Genomic DNA, 23,681 nt, shown 5'->3' with positions numbered 1-23,681 from the left:
TTTCCCCTCCCGCCTGCGGGAGGGGTTAGGGGAGGGCAATTCCGACGCTCTCCCCACGCCCTCCCCCAGCCCCTCCCGCACGCGGGAGGGGAGTAAGAAGGAAGAAACTCCATGCGTTCCGCCGTCATCGTTTCCACCGCCCGCACCCCGATTGGCCGCGCGTATCGCGGTGCCTTCAACAACACCCCCGCGCCCACGCTCGCGGCACATTCGATCCGCGCTGCGGTCGAGCGCGCCGGCATCGAGGGCGGCCTGGTCGATGACGTCGTGTTCGGCGCGGCGCTCCAGCAGGGCCATCAGGGCGGCAACATCGCGCGCAACGCGTTGCTGCGCGCAGGCCTGCCGGTCAGCGTCCCCGGCATGTCGGTCGATCGCCAATGCGCCAGCGGCCTGATGGCAATCGCCACCGCCGCCAAGCAGATCATCACCGACAATATGGACATCACCATCGGCGGCGGCGTGGAGAGCATCAGCCTCGTCCAGACCCCGCAAATGCGCGTCGCCGCCGACCCTGAGCTGATCGCGATGCACAAGGATGTCTATATGACGATGCTCGGCACCGCCGAGACCGTCGCCAAGCGCTACAATATCAGCCGCGACGTGTGCGACGAATACGCCCTCCAGTCGCAGCAGCGCACCGCCGCTGCGCAGGCCGCTGGCTATTACGATGCCGAGATCATCCCGGTCACCGCCAACATGGCGATCACCAACAAGGAGACCAAAGAGGTCACCTACAAAGACGTGACGCTGACCAAGGACGAAGGCAACCGCCCCGAGACCACGCTGGAGGGCCTGAAGGCGCTGCAGCCGGTGATGGGCCCGGGCATGAATGTGACGGCGGGCAACGCCTCGCAGCTTTCGGACGGCTCCTCCGCTTCGGTGCTGATGGAGGAAAAGGTCGCCGAGAAGCGCGGGCTGCAACCGCTTGGCCGCTATGTCGGCATGGCGGTCGCGGGCACCGAGCCCGACGAAATGGGCATCGGCCCGGTCTTCGCCATCCCCAAGCTGCTCGAACGCTTCAACCTGAAGATGGACGATATCGGCCTGTGGGAGCTGAACGAAGCGTTTGCGGTGCAAGTGCTGTATTGCCGCGACAAGCTCGGCATCCCCAACGACCTGCTCAACGTCAGCGGCGGCGCGATCTCGATCGGCCACCCCTACGGCATGACCGGTGCCCGCGGCACCGGCCACGCGCTGATCGAAGGCAAGCGCCGTGGCGCGAAGTACGTCGTCGTCACGATGTGCATCGGCGGCGGCCAGGGCGCGGCTGGGTTGTTCGAGGTGCTGTGATTGCTCAGCGCTTCGGCAGGATTAGGAGAGGCGGCGTCGGGCAACCGGCGCCGCTTTTTTGTGTGAAGGGTGTCTTGCGACCACTTCGCGCCGGTCGCAATCGCCAAGCGACCCCCGCGACCGAATCGCCGCAAACGGCCAGCGTCGGTCATTACTTCGACACGGGTTTTGCGCAGTCGCCATGCCGCTGCCCTTGAATAGACCAGTGGCGTTCATTTCTGACCGGCGGCCCACCGGGCCTTGGTGCTTCGGGCTCTTGGACATCAACAAAATCCAAGCGCAGACTCGTGTTGGAATAATTCCCCGTCACATTCAGATGGTTTTGGGCTCGCGTCGGTGCCTCGGGTGGGATTTGGGATGCGTTGCGATCACTTGATTTGGGTGGCCCCAGACCGTGGTCATTCGCGTCCTGCTCGATAGCGATCCTGCCGATATCCGTGCTGGGTGCCATCATCGTTGTACCGACACAGGATTGGGTAGCGCTGAGTTTTCCGCTCCCAAGGCGGACTTGAAGACGGGAGCAATGCGCCGTTGCTGACGGAGCCTGCCCTTCACCAACCAGAATGCGCATCAGCGGCTCGACGTCTGTGTCCGCGAGGCACATGTGCCACGTTTTATCCGAACCGGTCGGGCGAAGGTCTTCTGGATTGAATGCGGTGCCGTAGGTGTAAGAACGCGACAGGGTCAGAGTCCAATCGCCGCCTTTTAATACTGCCCGCTTCCCTTCCACTACAATATCATTTCCGAGGGGATGCAGCTGCTGTTGTTGCAACTGCTGGGCATATGCATTCACGGCGACGCCGAGTGAGCACACCCCAAGGAAGATCGCAGTTCTGATCATCACCTCAAATGACTTTAGCCCCTCACCCGTGCGCCTTCATCCATTCCTCGACCACCGGGGCCACCTTGGTGCGCCATTTGGAGCCGTTGAAGATGCCGTAATGCCCGGCGCCCTCGGCCATGTAATAGCGCTTCTTGTATTCGGGGAGGCTGGTCGAGATCTTCAGCGCGGCCTTGGTCTGGCCCAACCCTGAAATATCGTCGCGCTCGCCCTCGATCGCCAGGATCGCGATGTCGGTGATCGCGGCGGGGTCGACCAGGCGGCCGCGGTGCGTCATCGTGCCCTTGGGCAGCGCATGATCCTGGAACACCACGTCGATCGTCTGCAGGTAGAATTCGGCGGTCATGTCGCAGACCGAGCGATATTCCTCGTAGAAATCCTTGGTCGCCTCGGCTTCCAGATCCTCGCCCTGCACCAGATGTTTGAACATCTCGTAATGCGACATCATGTGGTTGCCGAGGTTCATCGACATGAAACCGGCGAGCTGCAGGAAGCCCGGATAAACGCGCCGCCCGGCGCCCGGATAGGTGCCGGGGATCGTCGCGATCACATTCTGGCTGAACCAGCTGTGCGGCCGCTCGGTCGCCAGCGTGTTGACCGCGGTCGGCGCTTCGCGCGTGTCGATCGGGCCGCCCATCATGGTCAGCGTCTTGGGGCGCGCCGGGTTGTTGTCGGCGCTCATCACGCAGGCGGCGGCGTAGCACGGCACCGAGGGCTGGCACACCGCCAGCATGTGCGTGCCGCCCTGGCCTTCATTGCTGCCGATCGTTTCCAGGAATTCGATCAGATAATCGACATAATCGTCGAGGTCGAACTTGCCCTCGGACAGCGGCACCAGCTTCGCATCGCGCCAATCGGTGATGTAGACGTCCGCCACCGGCAGCATCCGCTCCACCGTGCCGCGCAGCAGCGTGGCGTAATGGCCCGACATCGGCGCGACGATCAGCAGCTTGGGGCCGCCTTCGACGCCCTTGCGCTTGAAATGCAGCAATTGCCCGAAGGGTTTGCGCAGTGCGATCTCTTCGTGGATCTCGACCGTCTTGCCGTCGATCGTGGTGAAATCCAGCCCGAAGGCCGGCTTGCCGCGCGGTGCGGCGGCGTGCGCGAACACCTCCAGCGCGGAACTGAGGATCTGCCCCCCGCCGAAATAGGAAAAGGGATTGGCCGGGTTGCTCAGCACCCCTGCGCTGAAGTCGGCCATCGCGCTGGCACCGGCCAGCAACGATTTTTGCATCTCATAGGCGTTGTACAACATACCGGACTTTCTAGCAGCGAAATCTCATCATAGCATCAAACTTATGCCGCACCGCCGCATTCGGCAATCCTCGCTTTAAGGTGAACGTTTCGACGGTGATCAGTATCCACGTTGAGGGCCAGCCCGGTCCCTGCTAGGCGGATGGACCATGGCAGACCCCCAAAGCGCGCTCCCCAGCGAACCGACCCAACGCAAGCTCAGCAGTCTGGCCATGGTGTGGCGCTATGCCAGCCGATATCCGGTGCAATTGACGATCGCGCTGTGTGCGCTGTTCGTCACTTCGGCCACGACAATCTATATTCCGTGGACGTTCAAATCGGTGATCGACCGCGGTTTTTCGCACGGCAGCGATATGGCGCATGTCGACCGCACTTTCTATTTGCTGTTCGCGGTCGTGCTGGTGCTGGGCATCGCCACCGCGATCCGATTCTATTTCGTGTCGTGGCTGGGCGAACGCACCGTCGCCGACGTGCGCATCGCGGTGCAGAACAATCTGCTTAACTTGACGCCGCGCTGGTTCGAGGAGAACCGCCCGTCCGAAATCGCTTCGCGCCTTACCGCCGATACCGGCCAGATCGAAATGGCGGTCGGCACCACCGTATCGGTCGCGCTGCGCAATGCCATTACCGGGATTGGCGGGATTGTTTCGCTGTTCGTGCTTGCGCCGAAGTTGGCGGGGATGATCCTGATCGGTATTCCGCTCACGCTGTTGCCGATCATTCTGCTCGGGCGGCGGCTGCGGACGCATTCGCGCACCAGCCAGGACCGCATCGCCGACATTGGCGCAATGGCGGTCGAGGTGTTTTCGGCGATGAAGATCGTCCAGGCGTTCGGGCAGGAACGCCGCGAGGCGCAGCGCTTTGCCGATGCGGTGACGCGCAGCTTCGCCGCCGCCAAGCGCCGCATCCTGCTGCGCGCGCTGCTCACGGCCTTGTTCATCACGTTGATCTTCGGCGCGATCACCTTGCTGTTGTGGAGCACCGTCGCCGATGTCGCGGCGGGGCGGCTGTCGGCGGGGTCGCTCACCGCGTTTCTGGCGACCTCGGTGCTGGTCAGCGGCGCGTTCGGGTCGCTGAGCGAAGTTTATGGCGATTTGCTGCGCGCCTCGGGCGCGGCCGAGCGGCTGGCCGAATTGCTGGACGAGCGGCCGGAAATCGCTGCGCCCGCCAAACCCATCACGCTGCCGCAGCCGCCGCGCGGGACGATCGAGTTCGATCATGTCGAATTCCGCTACCCCACCCGGCCCGATGTGGCGGCGCTGCACGATTTCTCGCTGTCGGTCGCGCCGGGCGAGACGGTCGCGATCGTCGGCCCCTCGGGCGCGGGCAAGACCACCTTGTTCCAGCTGATCCAGCGTTTCTATGATCCCTCGACCGGCGCGGTGAAGATCGATGGCGTCGACCTGCGCACCGCCGACCCCGCCGAAGTGCGCGCGCGCATCGCGATGGTGCCGCAGGAAACGGTGATCTTCGGCGCCTCGGCCCGCGACAACCTCCGCTATGGCCGCTGGGATGCGCGCGACGACGAGCTGTGGGCCGCCGCCGAGGCTGCCAATGCCGCCGAATTCCTGCGCAAATTGCCCGAGGGGCTCGATACCTTCCTCGGCGAAGGCGGCGCGCGGCTGTCGGGCGGCCAGCGCCAGCGCGTCGCGATTGCGCGCGCGCTGCTGCGCAACGCCCCGATCCTGCTGCTCGACGAAGCCACCAGCGCGCTCGACGCCGAGAGTGAGCGCCTGGTCCAGGAGGCGCTCGAACGGCTGATGGCCGAGCGCACCACGCTCGTCATCGCGCACCGCCTCGCCACCGTCCGCGCCGCCGAACGCATCATCGTGATGAGCGACGGCCGCATCGTCGAACAAGGCACGCACGGCACGCTGGTCGACCAAAACGGCCTCTACGCCCGCCTCGCCAGCCTGCAATTCAGCGAAGCCGCGTAACCTTACCGCGCAGCGCCCCAATCCCCTCCCCCCGTCAGCGCGTCGGCGAACCCTACGCGCCCTTCTTCGCGCCTTCGCGTCTTCGCGTGAATCAAAGAAGGTCTGTTCACGCGAAGGCGCGAAGGCGCGAAGAGGAGAAAAGGCCCCTTCTCCCCTCCCGCTTGCGGGAGGGGCTGGGGGAGGGCATGATCCAGCCAAACCGCACGGAGCGACCGGCCCCTGCCCGACCGCTCCCGCCAGGCGGGAGGGGAGAGACATGCGCGATTTCGACATTATCGTTTTCGGGGCGACCGGCTTTACCGGCCGTCTGGTCGCCGAATATCTCGCGCATAGCGGCGCGCCGCGCTGGGCGATGGCGGGGCGCTCTGCCACCAAGCTGGCCGAAGTGCGCGATCTGATCGGCGCGCCCGCCGACACCCCGCTCCTCACCGCCGATTCCGAAAACCCCGCCAGCCTGCGCGCGCTGTGCGAACGCACCCAGGTCGTGCTCACCACCGTCGGCCCCTACCAGCTCTATGGCAGCGATCTCGTCGCCGCCTGCGCCGAGACCGGCACCGCTTATGTCGATCTGTGCGGCGAACCCGCCTGGATGCGCCACATGATCGATGCGCACCATGCCACCGCGCAGCGCAGCGGCGCGCGCATCGTCTTTTCGTGCGGCTTCGATTCGATCCCGTTCGATCTCGGCGTGCTGACTCTACAGGAGGCCGCCCGCGCCAAGTTCGGCGCGCCCGTGCCGCGCGTGAAAGGCCGCGTGCGGAAAATGCAGGGCGGCTTTTCGGGTGGCACCGCCGCCAGCCTCAAGGCAACGCTCGCCGCCGCTGCCAAGAACCCCTCGATCCTCGGCCTGCTCACCAACCCGTTCGCGCTCACGCCGGGCTTTACCGGCCCGCATCAGCCGACCGGGCTGATCCCCGAATATGACCGCACGATCGAGGCATGGGTCGCGCCCTTCATCATGGCGCCGATCAACACCAAGAACGTCCACCGCACCAATTTCCTGCTGGGCGAACGCTTCGGCGCCGATTTCGTCTATGACGAGATGATGGTCGCCCCCGGCCTTGGCGACATGGGCAAGGCCGCCGCCGAAGCGATCGCGCGGATCAACCCGCTCGCCAGCGCGCACGGCCCCAAGCCCGGCGAAGGCCCCTCCAAGGAGGAGCGCGACGCCGGTTTCTACGACCTGCTGTTCATCGGCGAAGGTGCCAAGGGCGAACGCATCGATTGCGTCGTCACCGGCGACAAGGATCCGGGCTACGGATCGACCAGCAAGATGATCGCCGAAACCGCGCGCTGCCTGGTCGAGGACGTGCGCGGAGACGGCGGCATCTGGACACCCGGCGCGCTGATGGGGACAGTGCTGGCGGACCGGCTACAGGCGAAAGCGGGGCTGACCTTCCGCTGCGGGAAAAGCTCGTCCACTCCGCTCACCGTTCGCCCTGAGCCTGTCGAAGGGCCCCTCTCCCCAAAGAGCCACGCTCCCGAGGAGAGGGGGCTTCGACAAGCTCAGCCCGAACGGAAGGTTTACCCCCGCGCCTGCACAAAGGCAGGCACCGGCCCGATATCCTTGCCCGCCCCGCGCGCGACGGCGGCGGCCTGGTTGATGAAGTCCCACACCCGCTTGCTGAACCCGGCGTCGGCCGTGCCCTCCCACGCGCCCATATCGGCATAGAGTCGCGCCGAGCCTTCCCACATAGCCGGGGTGGCGACGCGGCTGAACGGTTCGAGCAGCGTCAGCCACTCCCGCACAAACGCCAGCGCCGCATCGCTGGCCGGGTCGAGCGGCAAGGCCGCCTCGATCCGGTCGCTCAGCGCCCGCCACTGCGCCAGATAATCGGGGGTCGAGACTTGCGGAGCCGCCCCCATTTGCGCGTGCCACTCGGCCTGTTCTTCGGGCGTGTAATAGCGGTCGATCACGTCCTTCCACGCTTTTGCCTGATCGTTCATGACTGTATCTCCATCGCGGATCAGCGAGCAAAGTGTCGCGGCATCGAGCGGCTCGCCTCGGTTGATGCGGGACAATGCGGAATCGATCAGGATGATGGCGTCGCCAATCTCCTGCGCCTGGACCGCCAGCCGCTCGCGTTGCGCGCTCAGCAAGGCGGCAAGGTCGATCGGTTTGCGATCGAACAGCCGCTTGATGTCGCCAAGGCTCAGCCCGGCTTTCTTGAGCGCGACGATGCGATGCACCCGCTCCAGCTCGGCCGGCCCGAACCAGCGACGGCCCGACTGGGTGCGCAGCGGCGACACCAACCCGCGCGCCTCATAAAAGCGCAGCGCCCTTGCGGTCAGGCCGGTGCGGCGGACCACTTCATCAATGGCAAACGTCTCATCCATGCCGCCCTTATGCCGGTTGACCTTGGGTCAACTTCAAGGGGTGTTTTGGAGAGCAGGCGGATTCTTTGGTGAGGCGTAGAAGGCGATCGAAAGGGAGCGGTGCGCACCTGCTCTATTCACGGCTTCTTCGCCTCTGCGGCCTTCGCCGCAAATTGCTGCCGCTGCTGCTCCTGTTCGGCTAGAGACGGAACCTGAAGTGCCTTGCGCATCGCGTCCGAGACCAAGGTACGGTCATACGGTTCCTGCGTGACAGCAGCCCCTTTGGGCATCCTATATTGGGTCCCAAGCACCTGCGGCTTATCGATGGCTAGAAGATAGCGGTCAAGCGTAGCGGAGGCGATCCACACCGCTCCTGACTTGCCTCGTGCCACGGCAATCGTCGCGAGGAGATGTGCCTTTAAATAGTCGTCTGCTTTGGCACCATGCTGAAAAATGAAGGCAGCGCGATAGAAGTCATCGCCGCTCTGAAGCGCGCCGGAATCAAGCAATTGCTCGGTGCGAGCCCGACGTTTCTCGTCAGCGGGACCGACAACAGACCAGTCGGTGCGGTCTGGTTGCCGGTCCGCCTGATCAGCATCGAAAATTGCCGTCATCTCGGCATTCGTCGGGCGGTTGATCACACGACGATAGCTACGCCCACTTTCCCACGGGCCTAATGCAGCCCCTTTTGATTCATCCTTGACCAGATCGAAGGGCTCAAACACCGTTCCGAGGTACGTGACACTCAGATGGCCTGCGTCGACACAGTGTACGTGGACATTGTCTGGAGTTGCCCCCGGTCTCGGGTCATCGAAGCTGATTTCAAGTTCGCCGTTCACCGATTTGACGGCCAGCGCCTGACGGCGAACCACGGGGCCGGTGATCTGCGAGAAGCTCTCGCCATCCTCGCTCTCCCAATTCTCAGGACGCTCCCACGTCGCCGTCGCGCCAGCGGGCGTCGCCTTGATATCCAGACGGAACAGCGTCTGACCGCTGGCCTGCAACGCCCAGTTCCCTGTTGCACAGGAGGGCGCGGCAACGGATGCGGAGGCGAGTAAGATGGCAAGGCTCAACATATGCTAATCCTGTCACCCTCGCCGGACGTCCGCAATCCTATTCGGCAGAGCGACCTTTCCGCAGATCTATAAAAATTCCAAACGCCCTCAACACCCTACCGCTTCTTCCCCTGATGCCGGATGTTCGCCGGTCGCCCGCGCCGCTTGATCACGCGCGCTGGTCCCTTGCCGCGCGGTTCGCGCTCGGGGGCGGCCCCGCGCCCCTCGACCATCTCGAAGCGCAGCGCCCCCGACACCGGGTTGGCCTCGGCCAGCCGCAGCGGCAGCTTCTGCCCGCTGGCGAAGACCGTGCCGCTATGCTCGCCGACCAGCGTGCGGCTGGCCTCGTCGAAGCGGAAATACTCGCCGCCCAGGTCGCGCACCGGCATCAGCCCGTCGCCGCCAATCCCCTCGACCGTCGCAAAAAAGCCGAAATTGGTCACGCCGGTGATGCGCGTCTCCAGCACTTCGCCGACCTTTTCGCTCAGGAAAGCCGCGACATAGCGGTCGATCGTGTCGCGCTCGGCCTCCATCGCGCGGCGTTCGAGCATCGAGATGCTCTCGCCGATCCGCTCCATCGTCGCGGCCTCGCCTTCGGTCAGCCCGCCGGGGCCAAGGTCATACGCGGCGACCAGCGAGCGGTGCACGATCAGATCGGCATAGCGCCGGATCGGCGAGGTGAAATGGCCATAACTGCCCAGCGCCAGCCCGAAATGCCCCATATTGGCGGGTGCATAATAAGCCTGGGTCTGGGTGCGCAGCACTTGCTCCATGATCTGCGGGCGCGCGTCGCTGTCGATCACTTTGTCGAGGATCTGGTTGAAGGTCTTGGGCCGCACCACCTGGCCGAGCGCGAACTCGATGCCATAGGTCTTGAGATAGTCCTTCAGCGCGATCAGCTTCTCGCGGCTCGGCTGTTCGTGGACGCGGTACATGACCGGCGCCTTCTTCGCCTCCAGCGCCTTGGCCGCAGCGACATTGGCGGCGATCATATAATCCTCGATCAACTTATGCGCATCGAGCCGCTCGCGCGGGGCGACCGACAGGATGCGCCCCTTCTCGTCGAGCACCACGCGGCGTTCGGGCAGATCGAGGTCGAGCGGCGCGCGCGCGGCGCGGGCTTTGGACAGCGCCTTCCAGCAGCCCCACAGCGGGAGGAGGGCGGCCTCGAGCAATGGAGGAGGTACGGCAAAACTTCCGTTCGGGCTGAGCTTGTCGAAGCCCCCGTCTCCTCCTGATGCCTCGGTCGACGTGGAGAGCAGCCCTTCGACAGGCTCAGGGCGAACGGAGGCTTGGCGAGCCGCGTGCGCATCCACCATCGCCTGCGCATCCTCATAAGCGAGGTTCGCCGCGATCCGCACCACCGCGCGGGTGAAGCGCCACGATTTCAGCGCGCCGCCTTTGCTCACCTGCAAATGGCAGACGAGCGCCGCGCGATCGACGCCCTCCTTCAGCGAGCACATCTCCGCCGACAGGCTTTCGGGCAGCATCGGCACCACCCGGTCGGGGAAATAGACGCTGTTGCCGCGCCGCCGCGCCTCGCGGTCGAGGCTCGATCCGGGGCGGACATAGAAGGACACATCGGCAATCGCGACGATCGCCTTCCAGCCGCCGTCATTGGCCGGATCGTCATCGGGCGCGGCCCACACCGCATCGTCATGGTCGCGCGCATCGGCCGGATCGATCGCGACGATCGGCAGATGGCGGAGGTCTTCGCGCGCGCCTTTGCCGGTTTCTGGGCCCAAAGGCTGCGCAGCCACGCGCACCGCTTCCTCCAGCGTCTCCGCCGAAAACACGTCCGGTATCCCCAGCTTGTGAATCGCGATCAGCGAGAAGCTGCGCGGCGCGAACGGGTCGCCCAGCACTTGCGTCACGCGCACGGTGATGCGCGGCGGGCGCCCGGCTTTTTCGGCCAGCACCAGATCGCCGACTTGCGCCGCGCCCGCATCGGACACCTGGAATTCGCGGCGCTCCTTCTTCTCCACGCCCTGCAGCCACAGCGTCGCGCCCTCCTGCCGCAGCACGCCAAGCACCAGTTCCTCGCCCTTGGGCAGCGTCTTCATCGGGTGCGCGATCCAGCCCTTGCCCGCTTCCTCGGTGCGCGCGAGGATGCGGTCGCCCACCCCCAGCGCGCCCTGCTTGCGCTCACGCACGCGCAGCTTGGGGGCGGGCGTCTCCGCCTCCCAGCGTTCGGGCACGGCCCAGGCGGTGCCGCTGTCGTCGACATCGGCGATGCGCAGCACGGTCACCTTGGGCAAGCCACCAAGCTTGTGGAAGGCGCGGCCGGGAGCGCTGTCGATCAGCCCCTCATCGGCCATGTCCTTGAGCAGCGCCTTCAGCAGGATCTTGTCCTGCGCGGTCAGCCCGAAGGCCCGCGCGATCTCGCGCTTGCCCGCCGGGGTCGGCGAGGCGGAGATGAAATCGAGGATCTGCTCGCGGGTCGGCAGGCCGGGCGTGCGCTTTATCGGTTTGGGCATCGGCCTAGCGATACGCTACGCGCGCCCAAACGGCAAAGGGCCCGCCACCGTGCACGGTGACGGGCCCTTCGCCGGGGTGGGGCTCAGAACTTGCCGCGCAGCGTCACGCCATAGGTGCGCGGTTCGGCAAGAAAGGCGGAAATCGTCTGGTTGGCGGTGCCGCCAAAGGCCTGGACGTTGGCGACGCTGCCCGATCCCTGGAAGGGCGTGCTGAACGCGACCTGCTCATATTGCGTATTGGTCACATTCTGCGCCCACAGTTCGATCGCCCACTGCTCCTTGGGCCCACGGATGCCGACACGCGCGTTCACCGTGGTGAAGCCGTCCTGCTTCTTTTCCGGGAACAGGTCGGAGCCGGTATTGTAATCGCTGGTGGTGCGCTGATCGACATAGATCAGCCCCGACAGGCCCGAACTGCCCAAACGCGGCGTCCAGGCGATGCTGCTGGTCACGACATTGCGCGGCGCGTTGGACAAGGCCTGCCCCGGCAGCAGGAACAAGGCGGGGTCCAGCGGAGCGCCGGTGTTGCGCCCGACCAGATTGTTGCGGAACTTGGTATCGGCCAGCGTATACCCGGCGGTGAAGGCGACGTTGCGCGTCGGGTAGATTGCCGCCTCGACTTCCACGCCGCGCGTCCGCACGCCGGGCCGGACATTGTTGGGATCGCACGCCCCGGTCGATGCCGATGCATCGCGGTCCGCGCCCGCCAAATCGGTCGAGCAGGAGTCGATATTCTGCACCAGGAAGACCGAGCCGTTGAAGGTGTTGAGCTGGAAGTCCTTAAAGTCCTGCTGGAAGGCGGCGACGTTCAGGTTGAAGCGGCGGCTGGTATATTTCACGCCGACTTCATAGGCGTTGACCTTCTCGGCATCGAACTGGAGGTTCGCGGTGCCAAAGCCAGCGCCACGCCCGCCAAACTGGCGCGGGTCGGTCGGCGAGAAGATCGGCTGGCCCAAGGCCGAGCGATCGAGGTTGAAGCCGCCTGCCTTATAGCCGCGCGAATAGCTGGCATAGGTCAGCACACCCGTGGTCGGCTTCCAGGAGAGCACCGCCGTGCCGGTGAACTCGCCTTCCTTGCGCTTGTCGCTCAGCTTCAAGGCATTGAGCGCCGAGCTGGAATTGCCCTGGCAGGTCAGGTTGACGACGCCCGCCGCCAGCGATTGCAGCGAGGCCGGCAGCGGCGTCGCGCCCCCGGTCAGATAGGGCGCGAAGAACGCTTGCTGCGTCGGGCAGGCGGTATTTGTATTGGTGAAATCGGCGCGGAACGTCTTTTCTTCATGCGTGTAGCGCAGGCCCAGCGTCAGATCGAGCGTCGGGGTGATGTGCACGATATTGTGCGTGAAGAACGCAAAGTTGCGGCTGCGCTGATAGTAATTGGCGTTGTTGTCGCCGACATTGTTGACCGTGCTGAGCGTGTTCAGACCGTTGATGAAGATCGGTGCCGCCGCGCCAAACGCCCCGTTCAACGTGGCGATACCGGTGGGGCTGAGACAGCCCGGTGCGCTGGGATTGCGCAGCACCGCAGCGGCGTTGATCGTCGCGACCAGGCGGCACGCGGCAAAGGCCCCATATTGCGAGCCGAATTTGAGGTTGTCGCGAACCGTCAGATCTTCATTGGAGAAATAGCCGCCAACGAGCCAGTCGAGCCGGTCCTTGAACAGCGATCCCTGCAGGCGCAGTTCTTGCGAAAACGTCTTGAACTGGCGGAACGCATTGCCGTCTGCAGCACGGTACAGCAAGTCGATGTTGCTGTAATCGACGTCGCCCGGAGCCTCCGCCTTATATTCGCGGTACGCGGTGATTGAGGTCACCGCGATGTCCCCGATCTTCCAGTTGATTTCACCCGAGATGCCGCCATCGGTGGTCTTGCCGCGGAAGCTGCGGCCCGGCGTATCGGAAGTCAGGCGATTATAGGGCGTCATGTTCGCCGGATACACGCCGCCCGGAAACACCCCGCCCATGCTGGTCATCACGTCGGTGATGCGGTTGGTGCGGCTGGCATAATCATGTTCGGGATTGGTCCCCGCCGCGCCCGGCGTCGGATCATAGGTTTCGACCGTCGAAACATAGACGGCGGCGCAGCAGGATTCGACGCGGTGCGTATAATCGCCGATCAACCGCACCGACAGGTCGGCAGTGGGTTGATACAGCAACTGCCCGCGCACGAAGTAGCGATCGCGATTGTTGAGCCGCTGGCCCGTCACCGCGTCCGTGTAGAAACCGTCGCGCTTCGAATAGACGCCATCAAGCCGCGCGGCGATCGTTTCGGTGATCGGGCCAGTGACGCTGCCCGAGGCGCGCACCGCATTGTAATTGCCATAGGTCAGCTCGCCATTGGCCCCGAAGGTAAAGCTCGGCTGCTTGGTGATGATGTTGAGCAAACCCGCGCTGGCATTGCGCCCGAACAGCGTTCCCTGCGGACCGCGCAGCACTTCGATCCGGTCGATCTCACCGAGATCGTTGAGACCGGCCCCGGTGCGGCTGCGATAGACGCCGTCGATAAAGGTCGCGACCGAGCTTTCCAGGCCGGGATTGTCGCCCACCGTGCCGATGCCGCGAATGCGCGCCGAACCGTTCGCCTCCGATCCGGTCGACGACACCAGCAAGGATGGTGCGAGCTGATTGAGCTGGCGGATGTCGTTGGCACCCGAATTGGACAGCGACGCCGACGATACCGCCGACACTGCAAGCGGCACGTCCGACAGCAGCGAATTGCGGCGGGTCGCCGTCACGATGATATCGCGGGTCGGTTCGTCGGTCGCCTCGGCCGCCGCCGGAGCCTTTGCGGCTCCCGGCGGCGACGACGGCACCCCGGCTGCAGGCGCGGTCTGCGCCGACGCTGGCATGGCGATCCCAAGCGCGAGCGCGGACATGGCACATGCAGACAACAAGGCGTTCGTCATATCTCTCTCCCCGAAGGGCCGGAACGCTAATCGGTTCCGTACCCTATCATCGAATTTAATCGAGAACGGGGCCGCGTCAAGCGCGGAAACGCCGCAAATGGCGGCACAGCTATAGGAGTTTTACGGACTTGCGATAAAAATGACACGGCCGAAGTGGCCAGAACGGACCTTCGAAAAGGGGGCGTTCATGGTGCACTAGCGAAGAGCGATACGATCCCGATCAATATCCGTTCAGTCGGGCAAAGCGCTCCCGATGGAATGCAGCATTGCCCCACATCGTCTCCAAAATGCGCGCGCGCTTGATGTAGAAGCCCGCATCATGCTCATCGGTCATGCCGATGCCGCCATGCAGCTGGATCATTTCCCGGCTGACAAGGTGCAGCGTGTCACCCGCCACCGCTTTGGCGAGGCTGACCGCCTGGTCGACGTCCGACCGTCCGACATCGATCGCTTCGAGCGCGCCTTCAACGACCGAGCGCATCAGCTCAAGCTCGGTGAACATCTTGGCCATACGATGCTGCAGCGCCTGGAAGGTTGAGAGCACTTGCCCGAATTGCACGCGCGTCTTCAGATAATCGTTGGTGGTGGCGAACGCTTGCTCGGCCAGGCCGAGCATTTCGGCGCACACCGCCGCTGTCGCGCGATCGACCACGCGCGCGGTCAGCCCGGTATCGCCGAGCCGCTCCGCAGGCGCATCGACGAAGGTGACCTGCGCATGGCTGCGTGAATCGGTCATATGGCGCGGGGAGCGCGTCACGCCGACATCGCCGGCAACCAGATACAGCCCATCCTCGGCGGCCACCACGAAAACGCCCGCGCTATCGCCTTCGGCGACGAACGCCTTGGTGCCGCTCAGCCGACCGTCGACCACCTTGGTCGCGATTTTGGCCGGATCGTGCACCGGCCCCTCATCGACCGCGAGCGTGGCGACCACTTCGCCGCTGGCGATGCGTGGCAACCACGCAGCTTTCGCCGTCTCGGATTCGCCCAAAACGATCGCGCTCGCCGCCGCCGACGTCGCCGCCAGCGGCGATGCCGCGAGATTGCGACCGAGTTGTTCCAGCACCAGGCCGAGCGAAAGATAGCCAAAGGCGGTGCCGCCAAAGGCTTCCGGAATGACGATGCCCGCCACGCCCATTTCCGAGAGCGCCTGCCACGCCGCCGGATCATACCCCTCGGCGGGGGCAGCCGCGCGCATCTTGCGGAAGGCGGTTACGGGCGATTCATTGTCAGACCATTCGCGCACCATGTCGCGGAGCATCGTCTGTTCTTCGTTGAGTACGGCCATGTCGCGGTCCCCGTTCTGTGATGGGTGAAACGGGGGAGGATGGCTTCAGCCATCCTTCACCCCGCCCCTCTCCGGCTCGCCGCGCGTCGCGGCAGCCTATCTCAAATTACTGGTGGTCGAGCATCCCGAGGATGCGCTTGGAAATCACGTTGTTCTGGATCTCGGTCGATCCGCCATAGATCGACACCGCCTTGCCCCACAGCCAGGTGCGCGTCTGGGTCAGCTCGTCCTCGCTGAACCCCTCGCCCTCCCAGCCGAGCCCGGCCATGCCCATGATCTCGATCGACAATTCGGCGCGCTCCTGCGTGATGCGCGCGCCGACATTCTTCATGATCGAGGTCGCTGCCGATGGCCCCTGGTTCGACTTCGCCTCCAGCGCGGCACGGCGCAGCGTCAGCGCGAAGGCGCGGCTGTCCATCTCATGCCGCACGATGCGCATCCGCAAATCGCTGTCGGGTACGCGACCCTGTTCGTCCGCGCCGCGATAGTCCTTGGCGAGCGCGCCTAGCGGCTTGCCCGCGAACAGCCGCGAGGCCCCGCCCCCGCCCGACAGGCTGTTGCGTTCGTGCTGCAGCAAGCGCGTGCCGATTTCCCAGCCCTGGCCTTCACGCCCGACGAGGTTTTCCTTGGGCACCTTCACATTGGTGAAGAAGGTCTCGCAAAACGGCGATTGCCCCGAAATCATCCGGATCGGCTTCACCTCGACGCCGGGCGCGGTCATGTCGATCAGCAGGAAGCTGATGCCGCCATGCTTCTGCGATTTGTCGGTGCGGACCAGTGCGAAGCATTTGTCGGCCCATTGCCCGCCACTGGTCCAGGTCTTCTGCCCGTTGACGATATAATGGTCGCCCGCATCCTCGGCGAAGGTCTGCACATTGGCGAGATCGGACCCGGCATTGGGCTCGCTATAACCCTGGCACCAGCGCACATCGCCCTTGGCGATCGCGGGGATATGTTCGTGCTTCTGCGCCTCGCTGCCATATTCGAGCAGGGTCGGGCCGAACATCATCACGCCCATGCCGCCAATCGGGTTCCACGCGCCAATCCGCGCCATTTCTTCCTGCAGGATGCGCATTTCGGCCTTGTCGAGCCCACCACCGCCATACGCCTTGGGCCAGCCGGGCACGCCCCAGCCCTTTTCCCCCATCGCCGTCTTCCACGCGATCTCCTCGGCGGAGAGGTCGGTCGGCCCTTCAAGCGCCGACAGCGCATTGTCTTTGCCCTTGAGCGCAGACGGAAAGTTGGCGGCAAGCCAGGTACGGGCCGTCTGGCGGAACTCGTCAAGCGCCGTCACTGGAGCGTCGAGTTCGGGCGCAGTCGCCATAAAACCTGTCCTTGTCGATCGAATCTGAAGATTGGGTATGGCATGCGATGCCACAGATTGCCCCTCGTGAAAAGCGGTATTGGCAATGCCGCAAGGCGAATCCGCTCGCTATGCCTGCGCCACCCAGCGCCTCGACATGTCGCAATCCGCCCACGCCTTGTTACCGCGCGCGGTTGCGCAGGCGTAACGGCTCCCCCATCTCCCCCGCATCCACAACAGGAGCTTGGCGCATGATCGACCTGCATTACTGGCCCACGCCAAACGGCCACAAGATCACGCTGTTCCTGGAGGAAGCCGGGGTCGAGTATCGCATCATCCCGGTCAACATCGGCGCGGGCGAGCAATTCCAGCCCGATTTCCTGAAGATCGCCCCTAACAACCGGATGCCCGCGATCGTCGATCATGAGCCGGTCGATGGCGGCGAGCCGATCGCCATCTTCGAATCCGGTGCGATCCTGCTGTACCTCGCCGACAAATATGGTGCCTTTATCGGCGCGGACCTGCGCAGCCGCACCGAGACGATCCAGTGGCTGATGTGGCAAATGGGCGGCCTCGGCCCGATGCTCGGCCAAAACCACCATTTCAGCGGCTATGCGCCAGAGAAAATTCCCTACGCGATCGATCGCTACGTCAAGGAAACCAACCGTTTGTACGGCGTCCTCGATCGCCGCCTGGCCGACCGCGATTTCATCACCGGTGAATATTCGATCGCCGATATGGCCTGCTATCCGTGGATCGTCCCTTATCAACGCCAGGGCCAGAACCTCGACGATTTCCCCAACGTGAAGCGCTGGTTTGAGGCGATCGCGGCGCGCCCGCACACCATTACCGCTTATGCCAAGGGTGCCGCGATCAGCGAGAACAAGCCGATGACCGAGGAGGCCAAGAAGATCCTGTTCGGGCAGACCGCGAAGGTTCTAGGCTAGCTAATCCCCCCGTTCCGGGGAGGATTTCTGTCGTTCGAAGATCGCGTATGGCCTTTCCTGCTCTCATCCTCTAGCGAATCGAATATTGGGATTTGCCGAGAAGGGACATGATGACCGCTGCCGAAATGCTCGCGAGCGACTTTGCCACCCTGCCCGACCTGATCCGCGCGCACGCCGCGGAACAGCCGGACAAGGTCGCGCTGGCCGAGGCAGGCGGCGAACTCGATTATGCCACTCTTGACGCGCTGGTGGACCGCATCGCCGCTGCGCTTCAGCGCGATGGCGTGCAGCAGGGTGACGCGGTCGCGATCGTCGCCGCCGCCAGCATCGATTATGTTGCGATCTTCCTCGGCGCGCTGCGCGCCGGGTGCGTGGCAACCCCGCTCGCACCGTCGGGCACCCCCGACAGCATCGTCGCGATGATCGCCGATTGTGCTGCCCCCATCACCTTTGTCGATACGGATGCGGCAAATGCGCTGAGCGGGCACCATATTCCCGGCAAGCTCGTCCATCTGAAATCGCTGGGATCCTGGCTCGCTCCGGTTGGCGCACAGCCGACACCGGTCACGATCGTGCCCGAGGATGGCTTCAACATCATCTATTCCTCGGGAACCACCGGCGTGCCCAAAGGCATCGTGCAGAGCCATGCTATGCGCTGGGCACATATCAGCCGCAATGAAGCCGCCGGGTTCGCGAGCGCGGTGACGATGATCGCAACGCCGCTGTATTCGAACACCACTTTGGTCAGCGTGCTGCCCACCCTCGGCTGGGGCGGCACCGTGGTGTTGATGAAGAAGTTCGACGCGCGCGGCTATCTGACGCTCGCCGAACGGCACCGCGCCACGCACACTATGCTGGTGCCGGTGCAATATCAGCGGATCATGGCGCTGCCCGATTTCGATCGCTTCGACTTGTCGAGCTTCCGCTTCAAGACCTGCACCTCCGCCCCCTTCCCGGCGGCGCTGAAGGCCGATGTCGTCGCGCGCTGGCCAGGGCTGCTGGTCGAATATTATGGCATGACCGAGGGCGGCGGCACCTGCCTGCTGATCGCCAACGCCTTTCCCGACAAGCTCCACACCGTGGGTCGGCCAGTCGAAGGGCACGACATCCGCCTGATTGACGATGACGGTCGCGAGGTGCCCCAGGGCGAAAGGGGCGAGGTCGTCGGCCGCAGCCCGGCGATGATGACCGCCTATCACGGTCGCAAGGATGCCACCGCCGCCGCCGAATGGTTCGATGCCGATGGTAACCGCTTCATTCGCCACGGCGACATCGGGCGCTTCGATGCGGAGGGGTTCCTGACGCTGCTCGATCGCAAGAAGGACCTGATCATCTCGGGCGGCTTCAACATCTATCCGGCCGATCTCGAAGCGGTGCTGGCGCGCCATCCCGCCGTTGCCGATTGCAGCGTCATCGGCGTGCCGAACGAGGCCTGGGGGGAAAGCCCGGTCGGCTTCTACGTCCCGCATAGCGGGGTCGACGCCAGCATCACCGAGATCCTCGAGTGGACCAATGCGCACCTCGGCAAGACGCAGCGTCTGTCGGCACTCCACGCGATCGCCGAACTGCCGCGCAGCGCGATCGGCAAGGTGCTCAAACGCGCGCTGCGCGACCGTTTGGCGGAGCACGCGCTGTGACGCCGATCCACCAGATCCTGTCCGCCGCGCACCCGATCGCGGGCGGTTTCCGCGCGGAGATCCCGACCGATTGGCTGCAGGGCCGCACCGCTTATGGCGGCTTGTCGAGCGCGCTGGCGCTGCACGCAGCGCAAACCATCGAGCCCGATCTGCCGCCGCTGCGATCGGCCCAAGTCTCGTTTATCGGGCCGCTTTCGGGCGCGGTCACCGTAACTGCCACCAAATTGCGCCGCGGCCGCACCGCCGCCTTCATCCAGGCCGATATCGTGTCGGAGGCGGGGCTCGGCTATCGCGCGACGTTCGTGTTCATGGCCGAACAGCCCTCGCGCATCGCGCTCAGTGGCGCGCTGCACCGCACGGTCACCCCGCCTGCCGCCGATGCGACGCTCTACACCGGGCCGGACGACTTCTTCACCGGCAATTTCAATTTCCTCGACTTGAAGGACCAGGCACCGGGCGAGGCCGAATGGCTACGCTGGGCGCGGTTGCGCGATGCGTCGGGGATCGATCCGATGGTCGAGGTGCTGGCGCTGGCCGATGCGCTCCCCCCGGCCGCACTCAAACTGCTCGGCAAACAGCCCGTCCCGCTCAGCTCGGTGACCTGGATCATCAACCTGCTGACGCCCGCCCCCGCCACCCGCGATGGCTGGTGGTTGCTCGCCGCCGAATCGTCCCACGCGGTCAATGGCGGGTCGAGCCAGACGATGATGCTGTGGAATGCCGACGGCGTTCCGATTGCGCAGGGCATGCAAAGCGTCGTCATTTTCGCATAACCCGCCGCTGCGCTGCGGTTTTGCGACATTTTGCGACACTTTGCCCCCTTTCCCGGGATAGGGATGCGACAGATGTCCCGGCATAACCCGGGCACCGACACGCCACCGTCGGGGGCAGCATCAGGAGATCCGCCGATGAAGTTCACCCGCATTCTCACTGCCGCCGCCGTCGCCGCGCTGGCGACCGCCGCTGCCATCGCACAAGGCGGTGGCATGGCGCAGGCCGACACCAATGGCGATGGCATGATCTCCAAGGTCGAAGCCACGGCGCAGGCGAATGCCCGTTTCGACGCGATGGATACCAACAAAGACGGCTTCCTCTCGGCCGACGAGCAGACCGGTCCGGCGGCACGCCTGCTGAAGCGCGCCGATACCGATGGCGACGGCAAGATCTCGCGCGCCGAATATCTGGCGCAAGCCGACAAGCGTTTCGCGCGCATCGACGCCAATGGCGATGGCCAGATCACCAAGGACGAATTGGCCGCCTGGACCGACCGCGCGCGCAAGGCCGTAATGCAGCGCCGCGACCCTGCGGACGCGATTGCGCCCGCGCCAGCCCCTTCCCCCAATCCGGGCCAATAATCCCCAGGCCCGGCCGCCGGGCGAGCCTGCCCCCCGCTCGCCCGGCACCTTTTTTCCAAGTGGATCGCGTCATGCTAAACACCGACACCATGGGGGATACGCCGCATCTCTTGCTGGTTGACGACGAACGCTCGATCCGCGAACCGCTCGCGCAGTTCCTGACGCGGCAAGGGTTCCGCGTGACGCAGGCGGGCGATGCCGAGGGCGCGCGCGCGCGGATGACCGCCTATGCCATCGACCTCGTCATTCTCGACATCATGATGCCGGGCGAAGACGGTCTGTCGCTCACCCGGCACATTCGCGAGAGCGGTGAAATCCCCGTCATCCTCCTCACCGCCCGCACCGAGGAGACCGACCGTATCGTCGGCCTCGAAATGGGCGCGGACGATTATGTGGTGAAGCCGTTTTCGCCACGCGAACTGGCGGCACGGGTCAAGGTGATCCTGCGCCGTGCCGCAGCGGGCGGCGTGCGCCAACATGCCCCCGAGAGCGGGTCGTTCGCCTTTGCCGGATGGGTGCTGAAATCGGGCGAGCGCACGCTGGTCGATCGCGACGGCGTCTCGGTGCCACTGTCGACCGGTGAATATAATTTGCTGCACGCGCTGGTCACGCGCCCGCGCCAAGTGCTGACCCGCGACCAATTGCTCGATTTGACGCAAGGCCGCGAAGCCGCCGCGTTCGACCGGGCGATCGACAATCAGGTCAGCCGCTTGCGCCGCAAGATCGAAGCCGACCCAAAGGCACCCGACCTGATCAAGACCGTATGGGGCGGTGGCTATACGCTGGCCGCCGAAGTGACCCGGCTGTGACGACGGCGCGCCCTTGAGGCTTCTTCCGCGCAACCTGTCCGGCCAGATGGCGCTGCTGATCGCGGTGGCGCTGTTCCTGGCGCAGGCGATCAATTTTGGCTTGCTGCTGCAGGAGCGCCGTCAGGCGCGGCTCGATCAGGCAACGGGCCCGGCCGTCACGCGCATCGTCGATGCCGACGAACGCATTGCGGCAGGCAAGAAGATTGGCGGCGGCGGATCGTGGAGCCGCACGCGCGTGCTGGCAGCCTCCCCGATCCCGCCCGGGGCGGAGCGGCTGGGCGATATCGAACGGGCCTTGCGCGTCGCCCTTACCGATGCCGGGGTCAAGGCCAACCGGATTGAGACGCAAGTGCTGCCGATCTCGCCCAATGATCCGCGCCTGCGCTATGTCAGCCAATCGCGCATCGAACGCCTGCTGCGCGCGGGGGCAGAGCTGGTCGTCGCGGTCGAACGCCCCGATGGGCAATGGATCGTGCTCAACATCGGCTGGACCCGCAACGATTCGACGATCCTGTGGCGCTTGTTTGCGCAGACCGCGATCCTCTACGGCGTCGTCCTCGTGCCCTTGCTGTGGGCCGGGCGGCGCATTTCGCGTCCGCTACGCCGCCTTGCCGCTGCCGCTCGCGATTTCCATCCCGGCACGGCGACCGAACCGATCGTCGAGAGCGGCCCGCAGGACGTGCGCGACGTGATCGTCGCCTTCAATGCGTTGCGGCTGCGCGTGACTGCCATGCTGGATGAAAAAGATCGCATGCTCGGGGCGATCGGGCACGATCTACGTACCCCGCTGGCGGCGCTGCGCGTACGCATCGAGTCGGTCGAGGATGACACCGATCGCGCGAAAATGGCCGATACCATCGCCGAGATGAACCGCACGCTCGACGACATTCTGTCGCTCGCCAGGCTGGGTCGCCCGAGCGAACCGCCGACCGAGGTCGATCTGGCGGCATTGGTCGATGCCGTGGTCGAGGATTTCCGCGATCTTGGCCATTCGGTCGGTTTTGAAGAGGCCGATCGCCTGCAAGTGCGGCTGCGCCCTTCGCCCATGCGGCGCGCGCTGCGCAACCTGATCGAGAATGCGCTGAAATATGGCAAGTCGGCCGAGGTCACGCTCACCGCGACCCCGCACGAAGTGGTGATCGCGGTGTGCGATCGCGGTCCGGGCATCCCCGCCGATCGGCTGGGCGACGTGTTCGAAGCCTTCACCCGGCTGGAGACATCGCGCAACAAGGAGACCGGCGGCATCGGGCTGGGCCTCGCGCTCGCACACGCGATCGTGCGTGAGGCAGGCGGCGACATCGCCCTGGAGAATCGCGACGGTGGCGGTCTGATCGCGCGGATTACGCTGGCGCGTTAACCCGCAAGGCGCTTCCGGTTTGCGCGAACGGCGCGGGAATAATGCCGGATGATCTTCTTGGTCGCCGTCGCAGGCGTCGTTCCCAAGCGGCCGGTCAGCAGCGCCATGTTCAACTGCAGCGCCGCCGTCATCTTCTCATCGACCATGCGATGCGCCTCGGCATCGCTGGCGGCATTGCCGTTGGGACCCGCCATCACCCGCTGCCAGGTACGCAACCCAATCACAGCCGAGGCTTCCAGCCCCAAGGTCCAGGCGTCCATCCCGATCCGGAGCCAGGGATTGCCCATTGGGCCGAGCTTGCGGTTACCACTCATCGGTTGCGATCCTTGATCGGGTCTATTCGGAAATTCCCTCTGCCAACGCTTGGCACCGGGATTCGCTGCGCACCCGTGAGGGTGCCGGGAAAGCCCGGCTCACGCCACCCCGATAATTTCGACCGCCTCGGCCTTGCCGGCAAAATCGACGCGCTCGCCAACCTCCGCGCCGATCAGCGCACGCGCCAGCGGTGCCTGGAAGCCGATGCGGCCCTCCGCCGGATCCGCCTCGTCGCCACCGACGATTTCAACCGTGCGGTCGGCACCCGCCAGGTGGTACGTCACGCGACTGCCAATACCGATCACGCCAGCTGGCGGCGCGGGCACGACTTCGGCGGTGGTCTGGCGGGTATGCCAATAGCGCAGCTCGCGCAGCACCGCGTCGCGATCGACCGCCGCCGCCTCGGCCAATGCCGCTTCCAGCTCTTCCACCTTCACCCCGATCAGCGCGAGGCCACGCGGCGTGACCAGATTCGGCCCGGGCGCGATCGGCCGTTCGAACTTGGGTTCCAGATGTTCCTCATCGCTTTCGCGACGGAAGGCGACGCTCATTCCGCTTCCTCTCGTGTTTGTTGTATAACGCGCTGCCGGACACTTG

18 protein-coding genes and 1 pseudogene are annotated in these 23,681 nt (G+C 65.0%); 9 read left to right on the top strand and 10 right to left on the bottom strand.

Translation table 11 applies throughout. The features are described 5' to 3' along the window. Nucleotides 1–111: 111 nt before the first annotated feature. Nucleotides 112–1,290: an acetyl-CoA C-acyltransferase gene (locus tag H4W01_RS04345; protein ID WP_209610045.1), complete on the top strand. Its 1,179-nt coding sequence runs from the start codon at nt 112–114 to the stop codon at nt 1,288–1,290. A gap of 151 nt (nt 1,291–1,441) precedes the next feature. Here H4W01_RS04345 and H4W01_RS04340 read toward each other — a convergent pair whose 3' ends face one another. Both H4W01_RS04340 and H4W01_RS04335 read right to left on the bottom strand, forming a co-directional pair. Further along, entirely contained in the window at nt 1,442–2,134 is a 693-nt protein-coding gene (locus H4W01_RS04340) for a hypothetical protein (protein WP_209610044.1), read from the bottom strand. A 19-nt stretch (nt 2,135–2,153) separates the two neighbouring features. Continuing rightward, a complete protein-coding gene (locus H4W01_RS04335; RefSeq protein ID WP_209610043.1) occupies nt 2,154–3,386 on the bottom strand; it encodes a polyhydroxyalkanoate depolymerase in 1,233 nt (410 codons plus the stop codon). A 148-nt stretch (nt 3,387–3,534) separates the two neighbouring features. Here H4W01_RS04335 and H4W01_RS04330 point away from each other — a divergent pair, with 148 nt between their 5' ends. Both H4W01_RS04330 and H4W01_RS04325 read left to right on the top strand, forming a co-directional pair. After that, a complete protein-coding gene (locus H4W01_RS04330) occupies nt 3,535–5,322 on the top strand; it encodes an ABC transporter transmembrane domain-containing protein (RefSeq protein ID WP_209610042.1) in 1,788 nt (595 codons plus the stop codon). Between the two features lie 256 nt (nt 5,323–5,578). Next, nucleotides 5,579–6,730 (top strand): annotated as a pseudogene (locus H4W01_RS04325) (saccharopine dehydrogenase family protein); the annotation flags it as partial. 116 nt (nt 6,731–6,846) lie between these two features. Here H4W01_RS04325 and H4W01_RS04320 read toward each other — a convergent pair. The 6 genes from H4W01_RS04320 to H4W01_RS04295 form a co-directional block, all read right to left on the bottom strand. After that, nucleotides 6,847–7,659: a MerR family transcriptional regulator gene (locus tag H4W01_RS04320; protein WP_209610041.1), complete on the bottom strand. Its 813-nt coding sequence runs from the start codon at nt 7,657–7,659 to the stop codon at nt 6,847–6,849. A 116-nt stretch (nt 7,660–7,775) separates the two neighbouring features. Then, nucleotides 7,776–8,714 carry a hypothetical protein gene (locus H4W01_RS22785; protein WP_334685143.1) on the bottom strand — a complete coding sequence of 313 codons (939 nt, stop codon included), beginning with the start codon at nt 8,712–8,714 and terminating at the stop codon, nt 7,776–7,778. A gap of 95 nt (nt 8,715–8,809) precedes the next feature. Then, nucleotides 8,810–11,170: a ribonuclease R family protein gene (locus H4W01_RS04310; RefSeq protein WP_209610040.1), complete on the bottom strand. Its 2,361-nt coding sequence runs from the start codon at nt 11,168–11,170 to the stop codon at nt 8,810–8,812. 83 nt (nt 11,171–11,253) lie between these two features. Continuing rightward, nucleotides 11,254–14,073 (bottom strand): TonB-dependent receptor, encoded by a 2,820-nt coding sequence (locus tag H4W01_RS04305; RefSeq protein WP_209610039.1) that lies wholly within the window; start codon nt 14,071–14,073, stop codon nt 11,254–11,256. Nucleotides 14,074–14,293: 220 nt separating this feature from the next. After that, entirely contained in the window at nt 14,294–15,361 is a 1,068-nt protein-coding gene (locus H4W01_RS04300; RefSeq protein ID WP_209610038.1) for an acyl-CoA dehydrogenase family protein, read from the bottom strand. Nucleotides 15,362–15,467: 106 nt separating this feature from the next. Next, nucleotides 15,468–16,685, bottom strand: a complete 1,218-nt coding sequence (locus H4W01_RS04295) for an acyl-CoA dehydrogenase family protein (RefSeq protein ID WP_209610037.1) — start codon at nt 16,683–16,685, stop codon at nt 15,468–15,470. A 230-nt stretch (nt 16,686–16,915) separates the two neighbouring features. Between H4W01_RS04295 and H4W01_RS04290 the strand changes: the two genes are divergently transcribed. The 6 genes from H4W01_RS04290 to H4W01_RS04265 all read left to right on the top strand — a co-directional run bounded on the left by H4W01_RS04290 (nt 16,916) and on the right by H4W01_RS04265 (nt 22,769). Further along, entirely contained in the window at nt 16,916–17,611 is a 696-nt protein-coding gene (locus H4W01_RS04290) for a glutathione binding-like protein (RefSeq protein ID WP_209610036.1), read from the top strand. 110 nt (nt 17,612–17,721) lie between these two features. Further along, nucleotides 17,722–19,248 carry a class I adenylate-forming enzyme family protein gene (locus tag H4W01_RS04285; protein ID WP_209610035.1) on the top strand — a complete coding sequence of 509 codons (1,527 nt, stop codon included), beginning with the start codon at nt 17,722–17,724 and terminating at the stop codon, nt 19,246–19,248. Continuing rightward, nucleotides 19,245–20,021, top strand: a complete 777-nt coding sequence (locus H4W01_RS04280; protein ID WP_209610034.1) for a thioesterase family protein — start codon at nt 19,245–19,247, stop codon at nt 20,019–20,021. Before H4W01_RS04285 ends, H4W01_RS04280 begins: the two co-directional genes overlap by 4 nt. 135 nt (nt 20,022–20,156) lie before the next feature. After that, complete coding sequence (locus H4W01_RS04275; protein WP_209610033.1) at nt 20,157–20,603, top strand: EF-hand domain-containing protein; 447 nt, start codon at nt 20,157–20,159, stop codon at nt 20,601–20,603. Between the two features lie 89 nt (nt 20,604–20,692). Beyond that, nucleotides 20,693–21,412, top strand: a complete 720-nt coding sequence (locus H4W01_RS04270; RefSeq protein ID WP_029623019.1) for a response regulator — start codon at nt 20,693–20,695, stop codon at nt 21,410–21,412. Between the two features lie 46 nt (nt 21,413–21,458). Further along, on the top strand, nt 21,459–22,769 hold the full coding sequence (locus H4W01_RS04265) for a sensor histidine kinase (protein WP_209613237.1): 1,311 nt from the start codon (nt 21,459–21,461) through the stop codon (nt 22,767–22,769). Here the strand turns inward: H4W01_RS04265 and H4W01_RS04260 are convergent. Together H4W01_RS04260 and H4W01_RS04255 are read right to left on the bottom strand one after the other, a co-directional pair. After that, nucleotides 22,766–23,083: a hypothetical protein gene (locus H4W01_RS04260; protein ID WP_209610032.1), complete on the bottom strand. Its 318-nt coding sequence runs from the start codon at nt 23,081–23,083 to the stop codon at nt 22,766–22,768. The genes H4W01_RS04265 and H4W01_RS04260 overlap by 4 nt on opposite strands. A gap of 99 nt (nt 23,084–23,182) precedes the next feature. Continuing rightward, nucleotides 23,183–23,635: a GreA/GreB family elongation factor gene (locus tag H4W01_RS04255; protein ID WP_209610031.1), complete on the bottom strand. Its 453-nt coding sequence runs from the start codon at nt 23,633–23,635 to the stop codon at nt 23,183–23,185. Nucleotides 23,636–23,681: the final 46 nt, after the last annotated feature.

Source organism: Sphingomonas sp. PL20 (assembly GCF_017875905.1).
In the GTDB taxonomy this organism is placed as follows: domain Bacteria; phylum Pseudomonadota; class Alphaproteobacteria; order Sphingomonadales; family Sphingomonadaceae; genus Sphingomonas; species Sphingomonas echinoides.
This window is presented reverse-complemented; position numbering and strand designations above follow the sequence as displayed.

Excerpts from the sequence above, each read along its gene's own strand:
- H4W01_RS04290 (WP_209610036.1), top strand. The coding sequence starts at position 16,916 with ATGATCGACCTGCATTACTGGCCCACGCCAAACGGCCACAAGATCACG.
- H4W01_RS04300 (WP_209610038.1), bottom strand. The coding sequence starts at position 15,361 with ATGGCCGTACTCAACGAAGAACAGACGATGCTCCGCGACATGGTGCGC.
- H4W01_RS22785 (WP_334685143.1), bottom strand. The coding sequence starts at position 8,714 with ATGTTGAGCCTTGCCATCTTACTCGCCTCCGCATCCGTTGCCGCGCCC.
- H4W01_RS04310 (WP_209610040.1), bottom strand. The coding sequence starts at position 11,170 with ATGCCCAAACCGATAAAGCGCACGCCCGGCCTGCCGACCCGCGAGCAG.
- H4W01_RS04285 (WP_209610035.1), top strand. The coding sequence starts at position 17,722 with ATGACCGCTGCCGAAATGCTCGCGAGCGACTTTGCCACCCTGCCCGAC.
- H4W01_RS04305 (WP_209610039.1), bottom strand. The coding sequence starts at position 14,073 with ATGACGAACGCCTTGTTGTCTGCATGTGCCATGTCCGCGCTCGCGCTT.
- H4W01_RS04265 (WP_209613237.1), top strand. The coding sequence starts at position 21,459 with ATGGCGCTGCTGATCGCGGTGGCGCTGTTCCTGGCGCAGGCGATCAAT.
- H4W01_RS04275 (WP_209610033.1), top strand. The coding sequence starts at position 20,157 with ATGAAGTTCACCCGCATTCTCACTGCCGCCGCCGTCGCCGCGCTGGCG.
- H4W01_RS04330 (WP_209610042.1), top strand. The coding sequence starts at position 3,535 with ATGGCAGACCCCCAAAGCGCGCTCCCCAGCGAACCGACCCAACGCAAG.
- H4W01_RS04270 (WP_029623019.1), top strand. The coding sequence starts at position 20,693 with ATGGGGGATACGCCGCATCTCTTGCTGGTTGACGACGAACGCTCGATC.
- H4W01_RS04335 (WP_209610043.1), bottom strand. The coding sequence starts at position 3,386 with ATGTTGTACAACGCCTATGAGATGCAAAAATCGTTGCTGGCCGGTGCC.
- H4W01_RS04255 (WP_209610031.1), bottom strand. The coding sequence starts at position 23,635 with ATGAGCGTCGCCTTCCGTCGCGAAAGCGATGAGGAACATCTGGAACCC.
- H4W01_RS04320 (WP_209610041.1), bottom strand. The coding sequence starts at position 7,659 with ATGGATGAGACGTTTGCCATTGATGAAGTGGTCCGCCGCACCGGCCTG.
- H4W01_RS04345 (WP_209610045.1), top strand. The coding sequence starts at position 112 with ATGCGTTCCGCCGTCATCGTTTCCACCGCCCGCACCCCGATTGGCCGC.
- H4W01_RS04295 (WP_209610037.1), bottom strand. The coding sequence starts at position 16,685 with ATGGCGACTGCGCCCGAACTCGACGCTCCAGTGACGGCGCTTGACGAG.
- H4W01_RS04260 (WP_209610032.1), bottom strand. The coding sequence starts at position 23,083 with ATGAGTGGTAACCGCAAGCTCGGCCCAATGGGCAATCCCTGGCTCCGG.